This is a genomic window from Sorangium sp. So ce887 (genome assembly GCF_051521455.1).
GTDB lineage: Bacteria > Myxococcota_A > Polyangia > Polyangiales > Polyangiaceae > Sorangium.
Window position 1 is genome coordinate 11,838,508 of record NZ_CP150354.1, and the last position, 17,403, is coordinate 11,855,910.

Annotated in this window: 16 protein-coding genes; 7 read left to right on the forward strand and 9 right to left on the reverse strand. The window is 73.9% G+C overall.

The window, feature by feature from the left end; genetic code table 11:
* Window positions 1-64: 64 nt before the first annotated feature.
* On the forward strand, window positions 65-3,376 hold the full coding sequence (locus WMF36_RS44355; RefSeq protein WP_437576900.1) for a protein kinase domain-containing protein: 3,312 nt from the start codon (window positions 65-67) through the stop codon (window positions 3,374-3,376).
* Between the two features lie 66 nt (window positions 3,377-3,442).
* On the opposite strand, the gene purM is transcribed toward WMF36_RS44355, so the two are convergent.
* Window positions 3,443-4,489 carry a phosphoribosylformylglycinamidine cyclo-ligase gene (gene purM, locus WMF36_RS44360; RefSeq protein ID WP_437576901.1) on the reverse strand — a complete coding sequence of 349 codons (1,047 nt, stop codon included), beginning with the start codon at window positions 4,487-4,489 and terminating at the stop codon, window positions 3,443-3,445.
* Between the two features lie 367 nt (window positions 4,490-4,856).
* On the opposite strand from purM, the gene WMF36_RS44365 reads away from it, so the two are divergent.
* A complete protein-coding gene (locus WMF36_RS44365; protein WP_437576902.1) occupies window positions 4,857-5,285 on the forward strand; it encodes a (deoxy)nucleoside triphosphate pyrophosphohydrolase in 429 nt (142 codons plus the stop codon).
* 301 nt (window positions 5,286-5,586) lie between these two features.
* Here WMF36_RS44365 and WMF36_RS44370 read toward each other — a convergent pair whose 3' ends face one another.
* The 4 genes from WMF36_RS44370 to WMF36_RS44385 all read right to left on the reverse strand — a co-directional run bounded on the left by WMF36_RS44370 (window position 5,587) and on the right by WMF36_RS44385 (window position 8,820).
* On the reverse strand, window positions 5,587-6,675 hold the full coding sequence (locus tag WMF36_RS44370; RefSeq protein ID WP_437576903.1) for a cytochrome c biogenesis protein/redoxin: 1,089 nt from the start codon (window positions 6,673-6,675) through the stop codon (window positions 5,587-5,589).
* 36 nt (window positions 6,676-6,711) lie between these two features.
* On the reverse strand, window positions 6,712-7,458 hold the full coding sequence (locus WMF36_RS44375) for a zf-HC2 domain-containing protein (RefSeq protein WP_437576904.1): 747 nt from the start codon (window positions 7,456-7,458) through the stop codon (window positions 6,712-6,714).
* Window positions 7,398-7,982, reverse strand: coding sequence for an RNA polymerase sigma factor (locus WMF36_RS44380; protein WP_437576905.1), 585 nt, complete (start codon window positions 7,980-7,982; stop codon window positions 7,398-7,400). Before WMF36_RS44380 ends, WMF36_RS44375 begins: the two co-directional genes overlap by 61 nt.
* A gap of 97 nt (window positions 7,983-8,079) precedes the next feature.
* Window positions 8,080-8,820 carry a 3-oxoacyl-ACP reductase family protein gene (locus WMF36_RS44385; protein ID WP_437582041.1) on the reverse strand — a complete coding sequence of 247 codons (741 nt, stop codon included), beginning with the start codon at window positions 8,818-8,820 and terminating at the stop codon, window positions 8,080-8,082.
* A gap of 93 nt (window positions 8,821-8,913) precedes the next feature.
* Here WMF36_RS44385 and WMF36_RS44390 point away from each other — a divergent pair, with 93 nt between their 5' ends.
* On the forward strand, window positions 8,914-9,546 hold the full coding sequence (locus WMF36_RS44390) for a TetR/AcrR family transcriptional regulator (RefSeq protein ID WP_437576906.1): 633 nt from the start codon (window positions 8,914-8,916) through the stop codon (window positions 9,544-9,546).
* Between the two features lie 116 nt (window positions 9,547-9,662).
* Here WMF36_RS44390 and WMF36_RS44395 read toward each other — a convergent pair whose 3' ends face one another.
* The 4 genes from WMF36_RS44395 to WMF36_RS44410 form a co-directional block, all read right to left on the reverse strand.
* Window positions 9,663-10,148: a hypothetical protein gene (locus tag WMF36_RS44395; RefSeq protein WP_437576907.1), complete on the reverse strand. Its 486-nt coding sequence runs from the start codon at window positions 10,146-10,148 to the stop codon at window positions 9,663-9,665.
* A gap of 138 nt (window positions 10,149-10,286) precedes the next feature.
* Window positions 10,287-11,396 (reverse strand): glycine oxidase ThiO, encoded by a 1,110-nt coding sequence (thiO, locus tag WMF36_RS44400; protein ID WP_437576908.1) that lies wholly within the window; start codon window positions 11,394-11,396, stop codon window positions 10,287-10,289.
* Window positions 11,397-11,796: 400 nt separating this feature from the next.
* On the reverse strand, window positions 11,797-12,591 hold the full coding sequence (locus WMF36_RS44405; RefSeq protein ID WP_437576909.1) for a hypothetical protein: 795 nt from the start codon (window positions 12,589-12,591) through the stop codon (window positions 11,797-11,799).
* A gap of 40 nt (window positions 12,592-12,631) precedes the next feature.
* Window positions 12,632-13,333 carry a hypothetical protein gene (locus WMF36_RS44410; RefSeq protein WP_437576910.1) on the reverse strand — a complete coding sequence of 234 codons (702 nt, stop codon included), beginning with the start codon at window positions 13,331-13,333 and terminating at the stop codon, window positions 12,632-12,634.
* A gap of 220 nt (window positions 13,334-13,553) precedes the next feature.
* Here WMF36_RS44410 and WMF36_RS44415 point away from each other — a divergent pair, with 220 nt between their 5' ends.
* The 4 genes from WMF36_RS44415 to WMF36_RS44430 all read left to right on the forward strand — a co-directional run bounded on the left by WMF36_RS44415 (window position 13,554) and on the right by WMF36_RS44430 (window position 17,401).
* Window positions 13,554-14,099, forward strand: coding sequence for a hypothetical protein (locus tag WMF36_RS44415; protein ID WP_437576911.1), 546 nt, complete (start codon window positions 13,554-13,556; stop codon window positions 14,097-14,099).
* 11 nt (window positions 14,100-14,110) lie between these two features.
* Window positions 14,111-14,572, forward strand: a complete 462-nt coding sequence (locus tag WMF36_RS44420) for a hypothetical protein (protein WP_437576912.1) — start codon at window positions 14,111-14,113, stop codon at window positions 14,570-14,572.
* Between the two features lie 83 nt (window positions 14,573-14,655).
* The gene (gene ffh / locus WMF36_RS44425; RefSeq protein WP_437576913.1) at window positions 14,656-16,287 is read left to right on the forward strand and encodes a signal recognition particle protein; all 1,632 of its coding nucleotides are present in this window, start codon (window positions 14,656-14,658) and stop codon (window positions 16,285-16,287) included.
* Between the two features lie 10 nt (window positions 16,288-16,297).
* Window positions 16,298-17,401, forward strand: coding sequence for a carbohydrate-binding family 9-like protein (locus tag WMF36_RS44430; protein WP_437576914.1), 1,104 nt, complete (start codon window positions 16,298-16,300; stop codon window positions 17,399-17,401).
* The last annotated feature ends 2 nt before the right edge of the window (window positions 17,402-17,403 follow it).

Below are 17,403 nucleotides of genomic sequence, written 5' to 3' on the forward strand. Positions count from 1 at the left end.
GGTCCACGATGGCCGGCCAACCTACCAATGCCGCGCCGCTCGGGTTAGGGTGGCGCCCGCCACGATGCCGGAACGCCCGCCCGAGCCGCCCCTGACCGCCGACGAGGCCGCGAAGCACCGAGCGGTGTCCTACCTCGGGCGGATCATCTCGAAGCGGTACCGCATCGATGAGGTCATCGCCATGGGGGGCATGGGCGCGGTCTACCGCGGCGAGCACGTGCACATGCACAAGCGCGTCGCGATCAAGATCCTGCACCCCGACACCGAGCGGCTCCCCGAGCTCGTGCAGCGCTTCGAGCGCGAGGCGGTCGCCGGCGCCCACATCCAGCACCGGAACGTCGCGACCGCGACCGATTTCGGTGAGGCAGAAGACGGCTCGTTCTTCCTGGTCCTGGAGTACGTCCGCGGCACGACGCTCCACGAGATCATCCGGCGGGGGCCGATGCCCGCCGCGCGCGCCGCCCTGATCGCCAGGCAGCTCGCGGCGGGCCTCGGGACGGCCCACGCGATGGGCATCGTCCACCGCGACGTGAAGCCGCGCAACGTGATGGTCGTCGAGCCGCAGGGCGATTTCGTGAAGCTCATCGACTTCGGCCTCGCGAAGGTGAGCGTCGACGAGCTGCGCCGATCCGGCGCGTCGCCGGAGTCCGTGCGGATGGAGGGGGAGCCGCTGCCGGTCCGGCTCACCACGGCCGGGGTGATCTTCGGGACCATCGCCTACCTCGCCCCCGAGTCGGCGCTCGGGATGGATTTCGTCGACGAGCGCGCGGATCTTTATGCCCTCGGCCTGATCTTCTACGAGATGCTGGCCGGCAAGCACCCGTTCCTGGCCAAGGATCCGGTCGCGCTCTTCAACCAGCAGCGCAGCGCGCCCGTTCCGGCGATCGCCGAGCATGCGCCCGGCGTCGCGGTCCCGCCGGCCATCGAGGCGGTCGTGCGGCGCCTCCTGGAGAAGCAGCCGCGCGCCCGCTTCGAGGGCGCGGCGGAGCTGATCGCGGCGCTCGACGAGGCGTGCGCCGCGTCGGGGATCGTGATGGTCGAGCCCAGGGCGGAGATGGGGTCGAGGGCGGAGATGACGTCGGTGCCCGCGATCGCGGATGCGGCGCGCGTGCCGAGCAACCGGCCGCCCCTGCCCAGCGCGCTGTCGCGCGAGCCCGAGGCCGGCTCCGGCGGCGCTTCGGCGATCGTCCTCGGGGATTCGTGCCTGGTCTCGCTGACGGATGTGGCGGACGCGCTGGAGCCGGCTGCGCAGCAGGCAGCCGGCGAGCCGGCCGGAAGCGGCGCGAGCGCGCCGGAGCCGGCGGGGGCGAGCGATCGGAAGCCGCTGGAGGCGGCCGAGGACGAGGAAGACGCCGCCAGCCAGTCGCGGCCGACGCCGGTGCGCGACACGCCGACCCTCTTCGCCGAGCTGACGCGCGACTCGCGCCCGACCACGGTGGGCGGCGCGGCGTTCATGGCCCAGGTCGCGTTCTCGCGGGAGGAAGCCGCCGGCCGTGCAGCTTCCGAGGCAGCCGCCGAGGCCGAGGAGGCGCGGCTGTCGAGCGACTCGCGCCCGACCGCGGTGGGCGGCGCGGCGTTCATGGCCCAGGTGGCGTTCTCGCGGGAGGAAGCCGCCCGCGAGGCCGCTGGCCCGCCGTCGCCGCGAGCGCAGGAGCAAGCCGCGTCGAAGGAGCCGGCGTTGCAGGAGCCGGCGTTGCAGGAGCCGGCGTTGCAGGAGCCGGCGTTGCAGGAGCCGGCGTTGCAGGAGCCGGCGCCGCCGGTCTCGACGCCGCTACCGCTGGAGGCGCCGTCTCTGGCGCCAGCGGAGCCGGCAGGGTCGCTGGAAGAGCCGGCGTCCAAGGAGCCGGCGGGGCCGACGTCCGCGCGGCCGCCGATGGAGGAGCCGGCGCCCGAGCCGTCGGAGCGTGGTCCGTCGGAGCCCTCGCCGAAGCAACCGTCGCTGCCGGGTACAGAGGAGCCGTCTGCGTCTGCAGCGGAGCGGGCGTCGTCGAAGCCGCCGTCAGCGCCCGCAGCGGAGCGGGCGTCGTCGAAGCCTGCGTCATCGAAGCCGCCGTCAGCGCCTGCAGCGGAGCGGGCGTCGTCGAAGTCGCCGTCAGCGCCCGCAGCGGAGCGGGCGTCATCGAAGCCGTCGTCAGCGCCCGCAGCGGAGCGGGCGTCGTCGAAGCCGCCGTCAGCGCCCCCAGCGGAGCCGGTGCCTTCGACGCCACCTTCGTCGTCCGCAGCGCAGCCGGCGCCGTCGAAGCCGCCGGCGCCCTCCGTGGAGGAGCCCGCGTCGGCGAAGACACCAGCGCCGTCCGTGAAAGCGCAGCCGCCGGAGAAGGAGCTGGCTCCCGCAGCGCCGGCGTCGCTGCCGCCGGAGGACCCGCCCGCGGAGGAGGACGCGCCCGTCTCGGAGCCGACCTCCGAACGGATGAGCGGCTCGCGGCCTGCCTTCGCCCCGACGCTGCTGCGGGAGCTGGAGGCCGCCGAGGCAGAGCGCATCGCCCGGGAGCGCGAGGAAGAAGCCAGGCGGAAGCTCGCCGAGGAGACCGAGCGCGCCGCCAAGGAGCGCGAGGAGAAGGCCAGGCGGAAGCGCGCAGCCCGGGAAGCGCGTGCGTCGCGGCCGAGCCGCGAAGGCCTCGGCGGCCGCCTGGGCCGGATCGCCCCGTACCTGGGCGGCGTCCTCCTCGCCGCGGGTGTCATCGCAGCGCTCGCCAGCGGCGGGCGCGCCCCGCCCGAGCCGGAGCCCCAGCTCGGCCAGACGAGCCCGCCCGCGAGCGCGCTCGCCACGAGCGAGCCCGCCCCGGCCGCCGCGGCGCCCGAGGCCGCTGCGCCGGCAACGACCGCCGTACCCGACGCGCCGGCCGAGCCTCCGCCCGACGACGCGGCTCGGAAGGCGCTCACCGACGCCTCCAGGGCGCGCCGGTGGGTGAAGGCCGCCGAGGCGCTCAACCTGCTCGCCGAGCGCGATCCGACCGCGCTGCGCGAGCGCGCGATCGCGATCGCGGCGCGCAACGTCGCCATCGCCATCTCGAAGACGGGCGGCGAGCTCGCCGACAAGGTCTTCGACGCGCTCGCGAGCCGCTTCGGGACCGCCGGCCTCGACGTGCTCTACGAGATCGTCGAGACACGCGGCCGCTCCACCCCGGCCACCCGCGCGGCGAAGCTGCTCCGCGATCCGGAGATCGCAGCCCGCGGGACGCCCGCCGTCCGGATCTCCTTCGAGCTGCGCGACGCCACGTGCGGCGAGAAGCTGCCGTTCCTCGATCGCGCCGTCTCCGAGGGCGACCAGCGCACCCTGGTCGTGCTCGAGACGGCGGTGAGGCCCTGTTACAAGACGAACCGGGCCATCGACGAGGCGATCAAGAAGCTGAGATCGCGGCTCGAAGACGGGTGAGCGCGGGCCGCGCCGGCCTCCTTGCTCGTCGCGGCCCGCGCGCCGCGCCAGCGCTCGCCGGTTCCCTCATCCGAACCGGACGCGCTCCTCGAAGGGCACGTCGCCGACCGACACCACCTCGCCGAGCACCCAGGCCCGCTCCCCGCTCCCGGCAAACGCCTCGATGGCCCGGTCCGCGGCGCCCTTCTCCACGACCGCGACCAGCCCGACGCCGAGGTTGAACGTGCGCCGCATCTCGGCCTCCTCGACCGGCCCGCCGCGCTGGAGCACCTGGAACACCGCCGGCCGCTGGTACGAGCCGAGGTCGAGCTGCGCGCCCAGCCCGTCCGGCAGCACGCGCGGGAGGTTCCCCGGCAGGCCGCCGCCCGTGATGTGCGACAGCCCCCGGACCGCATCGCCGCAGGCCGCGAGGAGCGCCGTGATCGCGCGGGCATAGATGCGGGTCGGCGTGAGCAGCGCCTCCCCCACGGTCGCGCCGAGATCGTCCACGCGGTCGCTCATCCGGAGCCCCATCTCCTTCTCGAGCACCCGCCGCGCGAGCGAGAAGCCGTTCGAGTGCAGCCCGCTCGACGCCACGCCGATCACGGCGTCGCCGGCCACGATCCGCTTGCCGTCGAGGATGCGCGAGCGCTCGACGACGCCCACGGCGAAGCCGGCGAGGTCGTACTCGCCCTCGGCGTACATTCCCGGAAGCTCGGCCGTCTCGCCGCCGATGAGCGCGCAGCCGGCCTGCTTGCAGCCCTCGGCGATGCCGCGCACCACCGCCTCGCCCACGTCCACGTCGAGCTTGCCTGTGGCGAAGTAGTCGAGAAAGAACAGCGGCCGCGCGCCGACCGTCACCACGTCGTTCACGCACATGGCGACGAGATCGATGCCGACCGTGTCGTGAACGCCCGTCGCGAACGCCACCTTCAGCTTGGTGCCGACCCCGTCGGTGCCGCTGACCAGCACCGGCTCGGACAGCCCGCTCGGCAGCATGCACAGCCCGGCGAACCCGCCGACGTCGCCCAGCACCTCGGGGATGCGCGTCGGCTTCGCGAGCCGCTTGATGCGCTCGACGAGCGCGTCCCCTGCATCGATATCGACCCCCGCTTCCCGGTATGTGACGCTCATGCGAGGCGCATCCCATACCTCGGCGGCAAAGGGAAGCGGGCTCGCTCCCGGCGAGGCCACCGCGCCGCTCCTCGTCGGGGCCGGCGAGCGCAGCGGCCATCCCGGCAGAGGCGCGCCCCGCGGCGCCGCCGCCACGCGACGGCGCAGCGCCGCGGCACCCCCGAGCGCGGCCGCTCCTTGCGTCTCGCGCCGCGGCCTGGTCGCCCGCGCGTCGCGGCGCGCATTCCCTTGCGGCGCATTCCTTTTATCGCGGCGACTTTCTCGCCGGAGCTGACCGCATCCGGCCAATGCGGTTCTTCGCTGCGGAGCTGTCGTGAGCGGCTCTCCGGCCTTGTCTTCTGCGCCGCGGTCGACATTCTAGGCGCCCATGTCCGCCGCGTCCGATCCGTCGCCTGCCCTCGTCCTCGTCTCCGCCGCCGTCGTCATCGAGCGTGGCCGCGTGCTGCTCACGCAGCGCAAGGTGGGCGCCCACCTCGAGGGCGCGTGGGAGTTCCCGGGCGGCAAGGTCGAGGCCGGCGAGGATCCACGGGACGCCCTCGTCCGCGAGCTGCGCGAGGAGATCGGCGTGGAGGCCCGCGTCGGCGATATCGTGGAGGTGACCTATCACCGCTATCCGGCGAAGCCGGTGCTGCTGCTCTTCTACGAGGCTTCCTTCGCCGAAGGGTCTCCCGCTCCGGTGGCGCTCGACGTCGCCGCCGTGCGCTGGGCCGAGGTGCCCGAGCTCCGGGACGAGCTCTTTCCGCCCGCCGACGTCGCGGTGCTCGCCAAGGTGCGCGCGCGCCTCGCGGGAGCCTAGGCCGGTGCGCCGATCACGTTAAAATCCCGAGGAAATCAGCAGATGGGAAGAGGACCGCAAGGGACGCAAGGGGGAAGAGGGGAAGAGATCTCACCCCTGTATCTCTGTTTCCTTGCGCCTCTCGCGCCCTTGCGGTCTCTCTCTCTCCCGTACTCGTGTCCTTCCAGCTTTCTCCCCGACTTGTCCGGCGGGTGGCGCATCCTATTGAGTTCAGGCGAGCTTCAACCTGTCCGATGCTTTCGTCCGCGAAGCTCGGGTGGCTGGCGGGGAGAACGCGGGAGCAATCCCGCACCGCGGGGCCTCACAATGCAGGGGGGCAAGCCTCGCCACGGACGTCGCCGAGCAGGCTCGCGAGCCGCTGGCGAGGCAGCTCGCCGACGGCGCGCTCCACCTCCTGCCCCGCGGCGTCGACGCTGAGGAACGTCGGCACGAAGCGCACGCCGTAGCGTGCCGCGAGGGCCTGCCCGCGCGGATCGTCGACCCGGATGCGCAGGACGGTGTCGGCCTCCTTGGTGCAGCGGGCTTCGAGCTCCTTCACGAGCGGCGCCATGCGCTCGCACACCGCGCAGTGCGCGCTCTCGAACTCGACAAGCCGAGGCTTTCCCTCGATCAGCGTGACGTCGCCGTGCTCCACGACGCTCTCCGGGGCCGCGCACGCGCCGGCGGGGCCGCCGTCACAGGGCGCGCTTGCCGCCACGGCCATCGCGGGCGCCGGCGAGAGGGCGTCCAGACGGCCGGTCGCGAACGCGATGCCGAGGACCACGAGCAGCGCCCCCGTCACGCGCTGGAGGACCGGCGTGGCCGGCACCAGGCGACGCGCCAGCTCGACGGCCGCGGGCCCGGCGAAGGCCGCGACGACGAGCGGCGCAGCGAGGCCCGCGGCGTAAGCGCCGAGCTGGATCGCGCCGGTGAGCGGGCTGGCACCCGCGCTGGCCGCATAGGTCAACGCGGCGCCGAGCACCGGACCGACGCACGGCGTCCACCCTGCCGCGAAGGCGATCCCGAACAGCATGCCTCCCCAGAAGCCGCCCGCGCGCGGGAGGCGGGAGAGGAGCGGGCGCGCCTCGCGCTCCAGCCACGGGAGGCGCAGCACACCGAGGAGCTTCGCGCCGAAGAGCACAAGGATCGCGCCGGACGCGACGGTGAACGCGTGCCGATGGGGCGCGAGCGCCGCGGCGATCGCCGACGCGCCGGCGCCGAGCGCGACGAGCACGATCGCGAGGCCGATCGCGAAGCCGACGCCGGCGAGGCGCACGCTGCGCTTCACCGCCGCGCGGTCTGGACCGCCGAGCGCCCCGGCGCCGCCGAGGGCCGACAGGTAGACGGGGAGCATCGGGAGCACGCAGGGCGACGCGAACGTCAAGAGCCCCGCGCCAAAGAGCGTTAGCAATGAGCCGATCGTCATGGGTCCTCGTGATGGCCGGGATCAGCGCCTGCCGAGCGCCGGCGCGAGCGCCGCCACGTCCACTTCGGCGACCGCGAGCACCGGCTGCTCCACGCTCCTCGCGCAGATCGCGTTGCCGAGCGGCCCCCGGGTGCACCCCACGCTGCGCCCCGCGAGCGCGCGCGCCGCCGTCGCGGCGTCGGAGCCGGGCGGCGGCACGAACACCGTGAGCGGCTTGTCGCCGCTCGCGTACATGAGCGCCGCCGTGCGCGTGCCCCCGATCTGGCAGAGGCGCGCCCCGAGCAGCCGGGCGCCGGACAGCGCCGGGACGGTCACCGCGTAGCCGAGCTTCCCCTCGAGCCATCCGGCGACGGCGCCCGGATCGGAGGACTCGAAGTCGCACGGGCGCTCGCGCGCGAAGCCACGCACGTGGTGGCTCACGAGCTCGTCCGCCATCGCCGCGCCCACGCCTCGGCTCGGGCTGCCGACGAGCAACGCGGCGGCCGCCGCGGCCGCGGCGAGGGCGGCCGTGATCACCCAGGGGCCGCGGCGCGGCGCGCGCGTCTTCCGCGCGGCGGCGGCCTCCGCCCGATCGCGCAGGCGCTTCGGGACCTCCCCGTCCGCCTTCGCGACGAGCGCGCGCCGCACGCTGCCGACGACCTCCACGGCGCGCCGGCAGGGCCCGCAGCCGGCGACATGCGCCTCGATCCGCGCCGCGTCTTCGGGCGTCACCTCGCCGTCGTGCCACGCCGAAATGCTCTCGAACCACTCGCGGTTGCACCCTGCCATGACGTCTCCTCGTGCCGTTCGGAGAGGCCCTCGACCAGCGCCAGCCGCGCCCGCGAGAGCCGTGATCGCACTGTGCCCACGGGGCACGCCTGGAGATCGGCGATCTCCTCGTAGGAAAGATCCTCGACCTCCCGTAGCAGCAACGCCTCGCGCCACTCCGGGGGCAGGCGCGCGAGCGCGCGCTCGACCTCGTCGGCGAAGCCGCGTTCGAGGAGCTCCGCCTCCAGATCGCCCTGCGGCTCCGGCACCGCCTCGGCGCCGCGGCCGCCCTCGATCACCTCGAGGCGCTGCCGCGCGCCGCGCGTCGCGTTGAGCAGCACCGATCGCTCGATGCGGAGCAGCCACGCGCGCATGCGATCCTCGTCGCGCAGGTCGGCGTGCCGCTCGATCGCGCGCACGACCGTCGCCTGCGCCAGATCCTCGGCGTCCTGCTCCGAGCGCGTCAGGCGACGCGCCGCGCGCAGGAGGCACGGGAGCTCGGCGAGGAGCCGAGCGAGGAATGATGTGTGGGGAGACGTGGGCATCGCTGGACCGGGAGCAGGAGGGCTTTGCCTCGTTCCCCGGACACTCCCATGACACGGTGAGGCCCGCGGAAAGTTCCCGACCCCACGACCTGTCCGATCAGGCGGTGATGCCGCCGTCGATCTTCAGGTGGGCGCCTGTAACGAAGGCGCCCTCGGGGCCGGCCAGGTACGCCACCATGCCGGCGATCTCGTCGCCCTTTCCGTAGCGCTGCACGGGGATCTGGCCTTTCAGCCCGGCGGCGAGCGGGCCGTCGGCCGGGTTCATGTCGGTGTCCACGGGGCCAGGCTGGACGTTGTTGACCGTGATGCCGCGCGGACCGAGATCCCGGGCCCAGCCGCGCGTCAGGCCGGCCACCGCTGCCTTGGTCGCGGCATAGACGGCCATCCCGGGCATGAGCGCTCCGTCGCTGCTGATGCTCCCGATGTTGATGATGCGCCCACCCTCGCCCATGTGGCGGACGGCCTCCTGCGTGGCGGCGAAGAGGCCCCTGACGTTCACCGCCATGAGGCGATCGAACTCCTCCAGCGAGAACTGCTCGATGGGCGCGAGGGCGGCGACGCCGGCGTTGTTCACCAGCACGTCGAGCCGGCCGAAGATCTTCACCGTCTGGGCGACGGCGCTTCTCACTGCCTCGGCGTCGGCGCTGTCCGCCCGGAGAGCGATCGCCCTGCCGCCCGCCGCCTCGATGGCGTGCACCACCTCGGCTGCCTTCTCGGGTGACGCGGAATAGGTGAGGGCCACGGAGGCGCCCTCGTGCGCCAGGCGCCTGGCGATCGCCGCCCCGATACCCCGCGAACCCCCGGTGACCAGCGCAACCTTGTTCTTCAACGTACCCATCGAGACAAGCTCCTTTTTTTTGGAACGATCGTTCCTGAAAAAGAAGCTAAGTAGGTTGTTGCTGTCCGTCAAGCGATTTATGGAACGGTCGTTATGAAAAAAGCGACGGGGGGGGTCCAGCGGGGGCGAGGGCGGCCGCGCTCCTTCGATCAGGAGGCGGCGCTGGAGCGGGCCATGGTCCTGTTCTGGGACCGGGGGTACGAGGCGACGTCGCTCGACGAGCTGAGCGCGGCGATGGGCATCAGCCCGTCGAGCCTCTACGCGACGTTCGGGGGCAAGGAGCAGCTCTTCCGGGCGGCGGTCGATCGGTATCTCGTCAGGGGGGGCGGGAACATGGGCTGCATCTTTGCCGAGGAGCCGACGGCCCGGGGCGCGGTGCAGCGGCTGCTCGACGCGGCGGCCGACGAGTTCACCCGACCCGAGCATCCGTCCGGCTGCATGATCGCGCTGGCCGGGACCCAGTGCTCCCCCGGCGCCCGGCCCGTACAGGACTTGCTGCGGGGGCACCGAGAGGGCTGGCACGCCTCGCTCCAGGCGCGGATCCAGCGAGGCATCGAGGCCGGCGAGCTCGCGTCCGACACGGACGCCGCCGCGCTGGCCACGTTCTACTTGACCCTCATGCTGGGGATGTCGGTCCAGGCGCGGGACGGCGCGTCACGGGAGGGCCTCAGCGCGGTCGCGGAGGCCGCGATGCGGGCATGGCCCGGCGCCCCGCGCGGTCCGTAGACGGCGCCTGCTCCTCGGCCATGCGGTGGGGATCCGCGTTCGTCCCTGGTCGCGCGTCCACGATAGGCCCGGGGAGCCCTCCTGCGGAGTCAGGGACGGGCTCAGGCGACGCGGCGCTAGCTCGCGGCCGCGCCAGGCCCGGTCTGCACGGGCGGCGGGGTCCGCGTGATGCTCTTCCAGGTGTCGACGGCCCAGTCCCGGTCCGACTCCTCCTTGCAGACGATGGTGCAGCGCGCGAGCCGGCCGGCCTCGGGACACACCATGATGGCCATGAGCACCCAGCTCGGCTCCGGCTCGTCATCGCTCTCGCCCTGCATCCACAGCCCGGCGCCCGCGAGCTGCCCCCTCCGGTGCTCGTAGCGCAGCCCCGACATCTCGCGCGGCGGGAAGGTGTCCAGCACCTCCTCGGCCGTGAAGGGCGCGCCGTCGTGCCGCCGGTAGATCATCGACGAGAGCGAGACCTCCCGGCGCTCGCCCGGGTCGAACATCCGCAGCGTCTCCCCGCCGTACAGGAGCTCGGACTCGAAGGAGGGATCGACCTGGATGGCCCAGCCGCAATGGAAGTAGAACCGGATCGGAATGAGCTCGCAGGTGGGCGGCATCGCGGCGCTCAGCGTAGGCGCCCCGCGCGGCGAGCGCACGCGGGCCCGCCCCGGCCTGGCCGCCGGAGGGCGCGGGCGTGCCGCGGCGAGGCGGCGGTTCGGGGCCAGCGGCCGCCGGCCCGCCGGCAGCCGCCGCGCTCAGCCAGCGATGCCGGGCCGCGCGGGCGAGAAGGGCGACAGGTCCAGCGGCGGCTGCTCTCCCGCGATGAGCGCCGCGACGATCTGCGCGGTCACCGGGGCGAGGAGGACGCCGTTGCGGAAGTGCCCTGTCGCGAAGATCAGGTGGGTGAGCTCGCCCTGTCCGAGGATCGGTAGCTCGTCGCTCGGGTGCGGCCGGAGGCCGGCCCAGGTCCTGCCGAGCGGCGCGTCCTCGAGGGCGGGCACGAGCCGGAGCGCCGCGGTCAGGAGGTCGCGCACGGCCCGGGCGGTCACCGCGGGCACGAAGCCGGCGAGCTCGACGGTCGCCCCCACGAGCACGCGCCCGTCGTCGCGCGGCGACAGGTAGCACCCGGGCCCGTAGACCACCTGCGTGAGCGGCGGCGACGCCGGCGTGAGCTCGACGATCTGCCCGCGCACGGGCCGCACCGCGGCGGGGGCGAGGCCGGACCCCTCGATCAGCGACGACCAGCTCCCCGCGGTCAGCACCGTCCAGTCCGCCTCGACCCGGGTGCCGTCCTCGAGCAGCGCGCCGCGCGCCCGCGCCCGATCGACGAGGATGCGCCGGACCGCCGCGCCGGACCGGAACTGCACGCCGGTGCGCTCCGCCGCGATCCGCAGCGCGCGCATCAGCGACGGCGGATCGAGCCGCGCCTCGTCGGCGAACCACGCGCCGCCGGCGACCTCGGCGCAGAGCGAAGGCACGCGCGCCCGGGCCCCGCCGCCGTCGCAGAGCTCCACCGCGAGGCCGGCCTCTCGTTGCCAGGCGACCTCGCGGGCGATCTCCTCGCGGCCGGAGGCGGTGAAGGCCACGCGGAGCGCGCCGCTCTCCCGGAAGCCCACATCGATGCCGGTCGCCTCGGCGAGCGACGCGACGAGCTCCGGATACAGGGCGCGGCTCGCGAGGCAGAGCCGCGCGAGGGGGCCGTCGCCCGCCGCCTCGAGCTGGGGGCCGAGGATCCCCGCCGCCGCCCAGGAGGCGCCCTCGCCCGGGTTGCGCTCGAGGACGCGGACGGAGAGCCCGCGCCGCGCGAGCGCGAGCGCGGAGGCGCACCCGGCCACGCCGCCCCCGATCACCACCACGTCGCTCATCGGCGCGTGCATAGCACGCTGAGCGCCGCGGAGAGCCGAGCGCGGAAGCGCTGCGGGGGCCGGCAGGGGGCCGGCCGGGTCTCTGCGTCGCTTCGCGGTTGCTTCGCACGGGTGGACCTGGCTCTGTTTCCTCGGGACTGCGCTCCGGGCCCCGGTGTCCGCCGGCACCTACGGCCCTTGTGCACGACTTGACCCTCGTTACCCGCAATACGCGAGACGTCGCGCGCACCGGCGTGAGACTCATCAATCCTTTTGACGAGTCCTCCTCCCAGCCTTGAGAACATGACCCCTCAAGCCCTGGGACAAGACTGTCAGCCGGCACAAGGATCTTCGGGGCGATAGGCCCTCGACGCCTCCGAGGTCGCCCGCGCGTCAGTGACGGAGTGAGCGCGCGACGACGCTACTCCGACGTCCCACCTTCGCGCTCCTTGGCTGTCGCTGCGGGGCCAGACGCAGGGGTCTCGGCCTCGGGGGGACTTGCCGCGGTTTCCGTAGCCGTGGTGGCGGTTTTCGGCGCCGTTGCGGCCCCCTCGGCCGCTGGCGTGGTCTCGGCGGCCGTTGCGGCCCCCTCGGCGGCCGTCCCCGCAACCTTGATCGTCTTTGCCGCAGCCCTGGCCGCCTTTGCCGCAGGCCCCGGAGCCGGTGCATCAGCCTCCGCGCCCGCCCCCTCCGTCGCCTTCGCCGCGGCCCCCTCCGTCGCCTTCGCCGCCGCGCCCGCCTTCGCCTTCTTCTCCTTCGCCGCCTTCGCCTCGAGCGCGCCCGCCGCGACCGGCTCCCGCTTGCCGTGGCCGACCGCGCGCGGATCGCCGTACGGGAACGCCGCGCTGCCGCTCGCGTCGATCGGCTTGCGCGGGGCCTCCGGGTCGGTCGCCGGGCTCGGCGGCGGCGCGATCGGCCGCGGCGTGCGCAGCCGGTTGCCCGGGCCGGCCTGCGTCCAGACCTGCACGTCGCCGAGCACGCGCGTCCGGTTCGCCATCCGCCGCTGGCCGCGCGCGCCGAGCAGCTTCTCCAGGAAGGTCAGCGGCGACGTCGCGCCGGGCTCCCCCTTCACCCAGCACGTGTAATCGCCGATCCCCGTGCCCCGGAACGTCTCGCGGCAGACCGCTATCCCGAGCTCGGCCGCGATGGCGCTGAGGAGCCGACCCGGCTCGGTCTCGACCGTCCTGTGCTCGTTGACGAAGGTGACCCTGGGCATCGGTGGACAGGCAGCGTCCTGCTCCCCCGCGACGAGCGCGTCAAGAACCGGCGCTCGCGTCCCTCGTGTCCCGCACGCGGTGGAGCACCCGCGCGATCCCGAACAGATTCCAGCCCGCGAACCCGAGGAACAGCGCGAACAGCGCGACCGCCCAGCGCGACGCGCGCGGCGAGCTGCCGTCGATGAGCAGCCAGGCGCCGTCGGGGACGGCCGTCCCCGTCTGCTCCTCCACCTCGGCGGCCAGCCGCGCGTGCCGGATGCCCGCGCTCTTGAACGGCACGAGCCGCCCGGCGAACGAGCTCGGCGGCACGAAGCGCGGCCCCTCGAACCCCTCCGGCACCCGGATCTCCACCCACACCCCCGGGTTGCCGGCCACCGGCGCCAGCCGGAACGAATCGCCCTCCGCGGCCCGGCCATACCGGATCGCGCTGCGCGTCCCGAGCAGGGCCACGGCCCGCACGTAGCGGTTCGCGAGATCCGCCGTGGGGCGCAGCGGCGCGAGCTCCCCCACGTCGACGGGCCGACCGGGCGACAGCGCGTAGCGCGCCTCCCCGAAGACGGCGATCGCCATCCACAGCGCGGCCACCGCGGTCACCGCCATCAGCACCACCGTGACCGTGCGCTCCTGCCTCGGCGGCGACGGCAGCGCGAGCAGCTCCGGATCCGGCCCCGCCACGTCGAGGCCAGGGCCGCCCGGGCCGCGCGTCATGGATTCCAGGGTCGAGGTCGGGTCGGTGGGCACGCTTCGTCGAGTATACAGCCGGAGCGCCGGCCGCGGTGCAGGGAGCCGCGCCGCGCGCGCTCATCCTCATCCATCCCGCTCCCACGCGCGGCAACGCAGCGGGATGGCTGAGGAGGAGCGCCTCGGAACAGGCCCGCCCTGCCCAAGACAACCCCGCCCCGGCGCGGTTCCGGTCGCCGCGCGCTTGCCCGCCCGCGGCGGCTTGCCTAGCCTAGCCGCGATGGCCTCGAAGAACGACAGCTCCATCGTCTGCCCGTCGTGCGGCGCGAACAACGCCTCCGTGACGGCGAGCGGGCGCTGCATCTCGTGCGGCGCCCGGATGGGCTCGCTGCAGCCTTTCCGCGACTCCGAGCTCGACCGCCACCGGCGCTACCAGCAGGAGGGCTTCTCGATCCTCTGGTGCCTCATCGCCCTCGTCCTGCAGAGCGTGCTCACCGCGGCCCTCGTCGGCGGCCTCCCCATGATCGTGCAGCAGCTCGACTTCGAGGGGTCGAACGGGATGATCGTCGCCATCCCGGTGTGGTTCATCGGCGGCGTCCTCCTCGGCATGATCTCGCCCGGCAAGACCTTCCTCGAGCCGGTCGTCGCCTCGTTCCTCGTCGCGATCCCGACCGTCTTCTACCTCCTGCAGAGCCAGACCGTCCGGACGATGCCGCTCTTCATGTACGTGATCATGGCGCTGATCGGCGTGCTGTTCACGCTGATCGGCTCCTACCTCGGCGAGCGCATCCAGATGGGCCCGTCCCCCGCGAAGTCGGCCGACTGAGGGCGCCCGGCGTGACGGCGAGCGCGGGGGCAGCGGGGACGGCAGCGCGGCGGATCGCGGCGGCGCTCGCCGCCCTCGCCGCGCTGGCGGCGGCCCCCGGGTGCGGCCGGTCGGCCGAGCGGCAGGAGGCGGACGCGCTCCTGCACGCGATCGACGTCCTCCGCGACGCCCCGAGCGAGCCGCGCGCGGCGCGCGAGGCGCTGCTCGCGGGGCTCGAGCGGCAGCCCGCGTCGACCCCTCCCGCCGCGAGCGCCAGGGACACGTGCGCGCGGGCCTACCGCCTGCTGCTCGACGCGACGGCCGCCGAGGCGCGCGTGCGCGCCCTGCTCGAGGCGCCCGACGGGTCCGCTGGGCCCGGGGCGCTGTCCGACCTCGCCGCGGCCGACGCCAAGGTCAAGGAGAGCGCCGAGATCATGCCGAAGTGCGCCGAGGCGCTCTCGAACCTCCGCCGCGCCGCCCGGCTCGGGATGTGACGGCCCGCGCCGGGCGAGAGAGATCGTTTCCGGCAGGGCAAGGGATCCGCGCTCGCGGTCCCCTGTGCTAAGACCGCCCTGCCATGTTCGACACGCTGACACGGGGCTTTCGTCAGGCCAGAAACCGCCTCGCCGGGCTCACGGAGCTCACCGAGAGCAACATCGACGCCGCGCTACGCGAGGTGAGGCTGAGCCTGCTCGAGGCCGACGTCGAGATCGGGGTGGTCAAGGCCTTCCTCGCCCGGGTCAAGCAGGCCGCGGTCGGCCGCACCCTGGAGACGCGCGTGAAGCACGCCGGCGAGCTCCACCAGGTCTCGGCGAGCGACCACTTCATCAAGATCTGCCACGACGAGCTCGAGGCGATGATGACCCACGAGGGCGACGAGATCGCCTGGGCCGACGGCGGCCCCACGGGCATCATGATGGTCGGCCTCCAGGGCTCCGGAAAGACGACGAGCTGCGCGAAGCTCTCGCGCTACCTCGAGAAGCAGGGGCGCAAGCCGCTGCTCGTCGCGGCCGACATGCAGCGCCCCGCGGCCGTCGAGCAGCTCAAGGTGCTCGGCGACCAGCTCAAGATCCCCGTCTTCAACCTCCCCGGCGAGTCGCCGGTCGCGATCTGCGCCGCGGCCCGCGCCGAGGCGAAGCGGCTCGGCCGCGACGTCATCATCTACGACACCGCCGGCCGCCTCGCGATCGACGAGCCGCTCATGCAGGAGCTCGCCCAGATCAAGGAGGCGACGTCGCCGGAGAACATCTTCCTCGTGGTCGACGCGATGATCGGCCAGGACGCCGTGAAGACGGCGCGCGGCTTCAATGAGCGGCTGTCGATCAGCGGCGTCGTGCTGACGAAGCTCGACGGCGACGCCCGCGGCGGCGCGGCGCTCAGCATCAAGGAGGTCACGGGCGCGCCGGTCCTCTTCAGCGGCATCGGCGAGACGGCGGACAAGCTCGAGCCGTTCCGCGCGGACGGCATGGCGAGCCGCGTCCTCGGCATGGGCGACGTCGTCGGCCTGATGCAGGACTTCGAGGAGGTCGTCGACCAGAAGAAGGCCGAGAAGGACGCCGCGCGGATGCTCCAGGGCGACTTCACGCTCGACGACTTCCTCGAGCAGGTGCGGATGATCCAGAAGATGGGGTCGCTGAAGGACCTCGTCGACAAGCTGCCCATCGGCGGCATGTTCCCGGGCGGCCTGCCGCAGGACGTCAACCTCGACGACCGGGAGCTCGTCCGCATCCAGGCGATCATCCAGTCGATGACGCCCTTCGAGAAGGGCGACCCGTACGCGCTCGTCCGCGAGCCGAAGCGGGTGGAGCGCATCTCCAAGGGCTCGGGCTCCAAGCCCGAGGCGGTGAGCGAGCTCGTCCAGAAGTTCCTCTTCATGCGCCAGATGATGAGCGGCCTCGGCCAGAACATGGGCCTGATGGGCAAGATCCCCGGCATGAAGCAAGCGGCCATGGCGAAGAACATGCAAAAAATGATGGCCGGCGGCGGGATGCCGGGCATGCCCGGGATGCCGGGGATGGGGATGCCGGGCATGGGCTTCCCGGGGATGGGCTTTCCGGGGATGGGGATGCCGGGCATGGGCGGCTTCGGGGGCGCCGGCGCGGGCGGCCCGAACATGACGAAGATGAAGACGCTCAGCGCCAGCGAGCGCAACGCCAAGAAGTCGCAGCGCAAGCGCGAGCGTGACGCCCGCAAGAAGGGCCGGAAGTAGCGGCGGCCGGATGCGCCGGCCCTGCAGCCAGCGGCGCGCTCTCGACCCCGCCCGCGCGTGCGCGCGGGCCCTGGCGATGGTCGCCGCGGTCGCCGGGGCCTCGTGCTCCCGGGGCGGCGGGGGCGAGCAGGAGACGGCGTCCGCGGGGGCCGCCGGCCGGGCGCCGGCGCCGGCGAGCAGCGGCGCGGGCCAGGGCCAGGGCCAGCGAAGACAGCCTGCCGCCGTGAAGGAGCTCTCGGTGCGCAAGCTCGCGCCCGGCGCGGCGGTCGCGATCGACGGCCGCCTGGACGAGCCGGCGTGGCAGGCCGCGGCGAGGACTGGCCCGTTCGTCAACGTGGGCACGGGCCGCGAGGACCGGTCGCTGCCGACGCAGGGCGAGGCGCGGCTGCTCTGGGACGACGCGTTCCTCTACGTCGGCTTCGACGTCAGCGACGGGACGATCACCGGCGGCTTCCCGCAGGACGCGCGGGATCCGCACCTCTGGGAGCGGGACACCGTCGAGGTGATGATCGACCCCGACGGCGACGGCGACAACAAGGATTATTACGAGATCCAGATCAGCCCCCAGAACCTCGTCTTCGACTCGCAGTTCGACGACTACAACGCTCCGAGAGGCGGCGCGAGCGGGCCTTTCGGCCACCAGGCGTGGAGCGCGGGGCTCGTGAGCGCGGTGGCGCTGAGAGGGACGATCGACGACGACTCGGACGAGGACCGAGGGTACGTGATCGAGGCGAAGATCCCGTGGCGCTCGTTCGCGAAGGCGAAGGCGGCGCCGCCGTCGCCCGGGGATGCATGGCGGATGAACTTCTATGCCATGCAGAACAACGGCGGCGCGGCGTGGTCGCCCATCCTGGGGGAGGGGAACTTCCACCGGGCGCGGCGCTTCGGGCGCGTCCGCTTCGTCGGGTCGGGCGGGGAGACGGGCGGCGCGGGGGTGCCCCCGAGCGACGCCGGCGCGGCGCCCGCGCGCGACGCCGGCGCGGCGCCCGTGATGGCGCCCTCGGCGGCGCCGCCCGGCGCGATGAGCGCGGAGCGGGCGACGCCGGGCGCGCGGGTGCCCTCCGCGTCGGCCGGTCCGAGGCCGGACTACCGGGCAGATCCGCCCGACCGCTGAGC

Coding starts and splice junctions, on each gene's coding strand:
- thiO (WP_437576908.1), bottom strand. CDS start 11,396: ATGAGCGACGTGGTGGTGATCGGGGGCGGCGTGGCCGGGTGCGCCTCC.
- WMF36_RS44415 (WP_437576911.1), top strand. CDS start 13,554: ATGGCCTCGAAGAACGACAGCTCCATCGTCTGCCCGTCGTGCGGCGCG.
- ffh (WP_437576913.1), top strand. CDS start 14,656: ATGTTCGACACGCTGACACGGGGCTTTCGTCAGGCCAGAAACCGCCTC.
- WMF36_RS44395 (WP_437576907.1), bottom strand. CDS start 10,148: ATGCCGCCCACCTGCGAGCTCATTCCGATCCGGTTCTACTTCCATTGC.
- WMF36_RS44355 (WP_437576900.1), top strand. CDS start 65: ATGCCGGAACGCCCGCCCGAGCCGCCCCTGACCGCCGACGAGGCCGCG.
- WMF36_RS44365 (WP_437576902.1), top strand. CDS start 4,857: ATGTCCGCCGCGTCCGATCCGTCGCCTGCCCTCGTCCTCGTCTCCGCC.
- WMF36_RS44380 (WP_437576905.1), bottom strand. CDS start 7,982: ATGCCCACGTCTCCCCACACATCATTCCTCGCTCGGCTCCTCGCCGAG.
- WMF36_RS44405 (WP_437576909.1), bottom strand. CDS start 12,591: ATGCCCAGGGTCACCTTCGTCAACGAGCACAGGACGGTCGAGACCGAG.
- WMF36_RS44430 (WP_437576914.1), top strand. CDS start 16,298: ATGCGCCGGCCCTGCAGCCAGCGGCGCGCTCTCGACCCCGCCCGCGCG.
- WMF36_RS44375 (WP_437576904.1), bottom strand. CDS start 7,458: ATGGCAGGGTGCAACCGCGAGTGGTTCGAGAGCATTTCGGCGTGGCAC.
- WMF36_RS44390 (WP_437576906.1), top strand. CDS start 8,914: ATGAAAAAAGCGACGGGGGGGGTCCAGCGGGGGCGAGGGCGGCCGCGC.
- purM (WP_437576901.1), bottom strand. CDS start 4,489: ATGAGCGTCACATACCGGGAAGCGGGGGTCGATATCGATGCAGGGGAC.
- WMF36_RS44385 (WP_437582041.1), bottom strand. CDS start 8,820: ATGGGTACGTTGAAGAACAAGGTTGCGCTGGTCACCGGGGGTTCGCGG.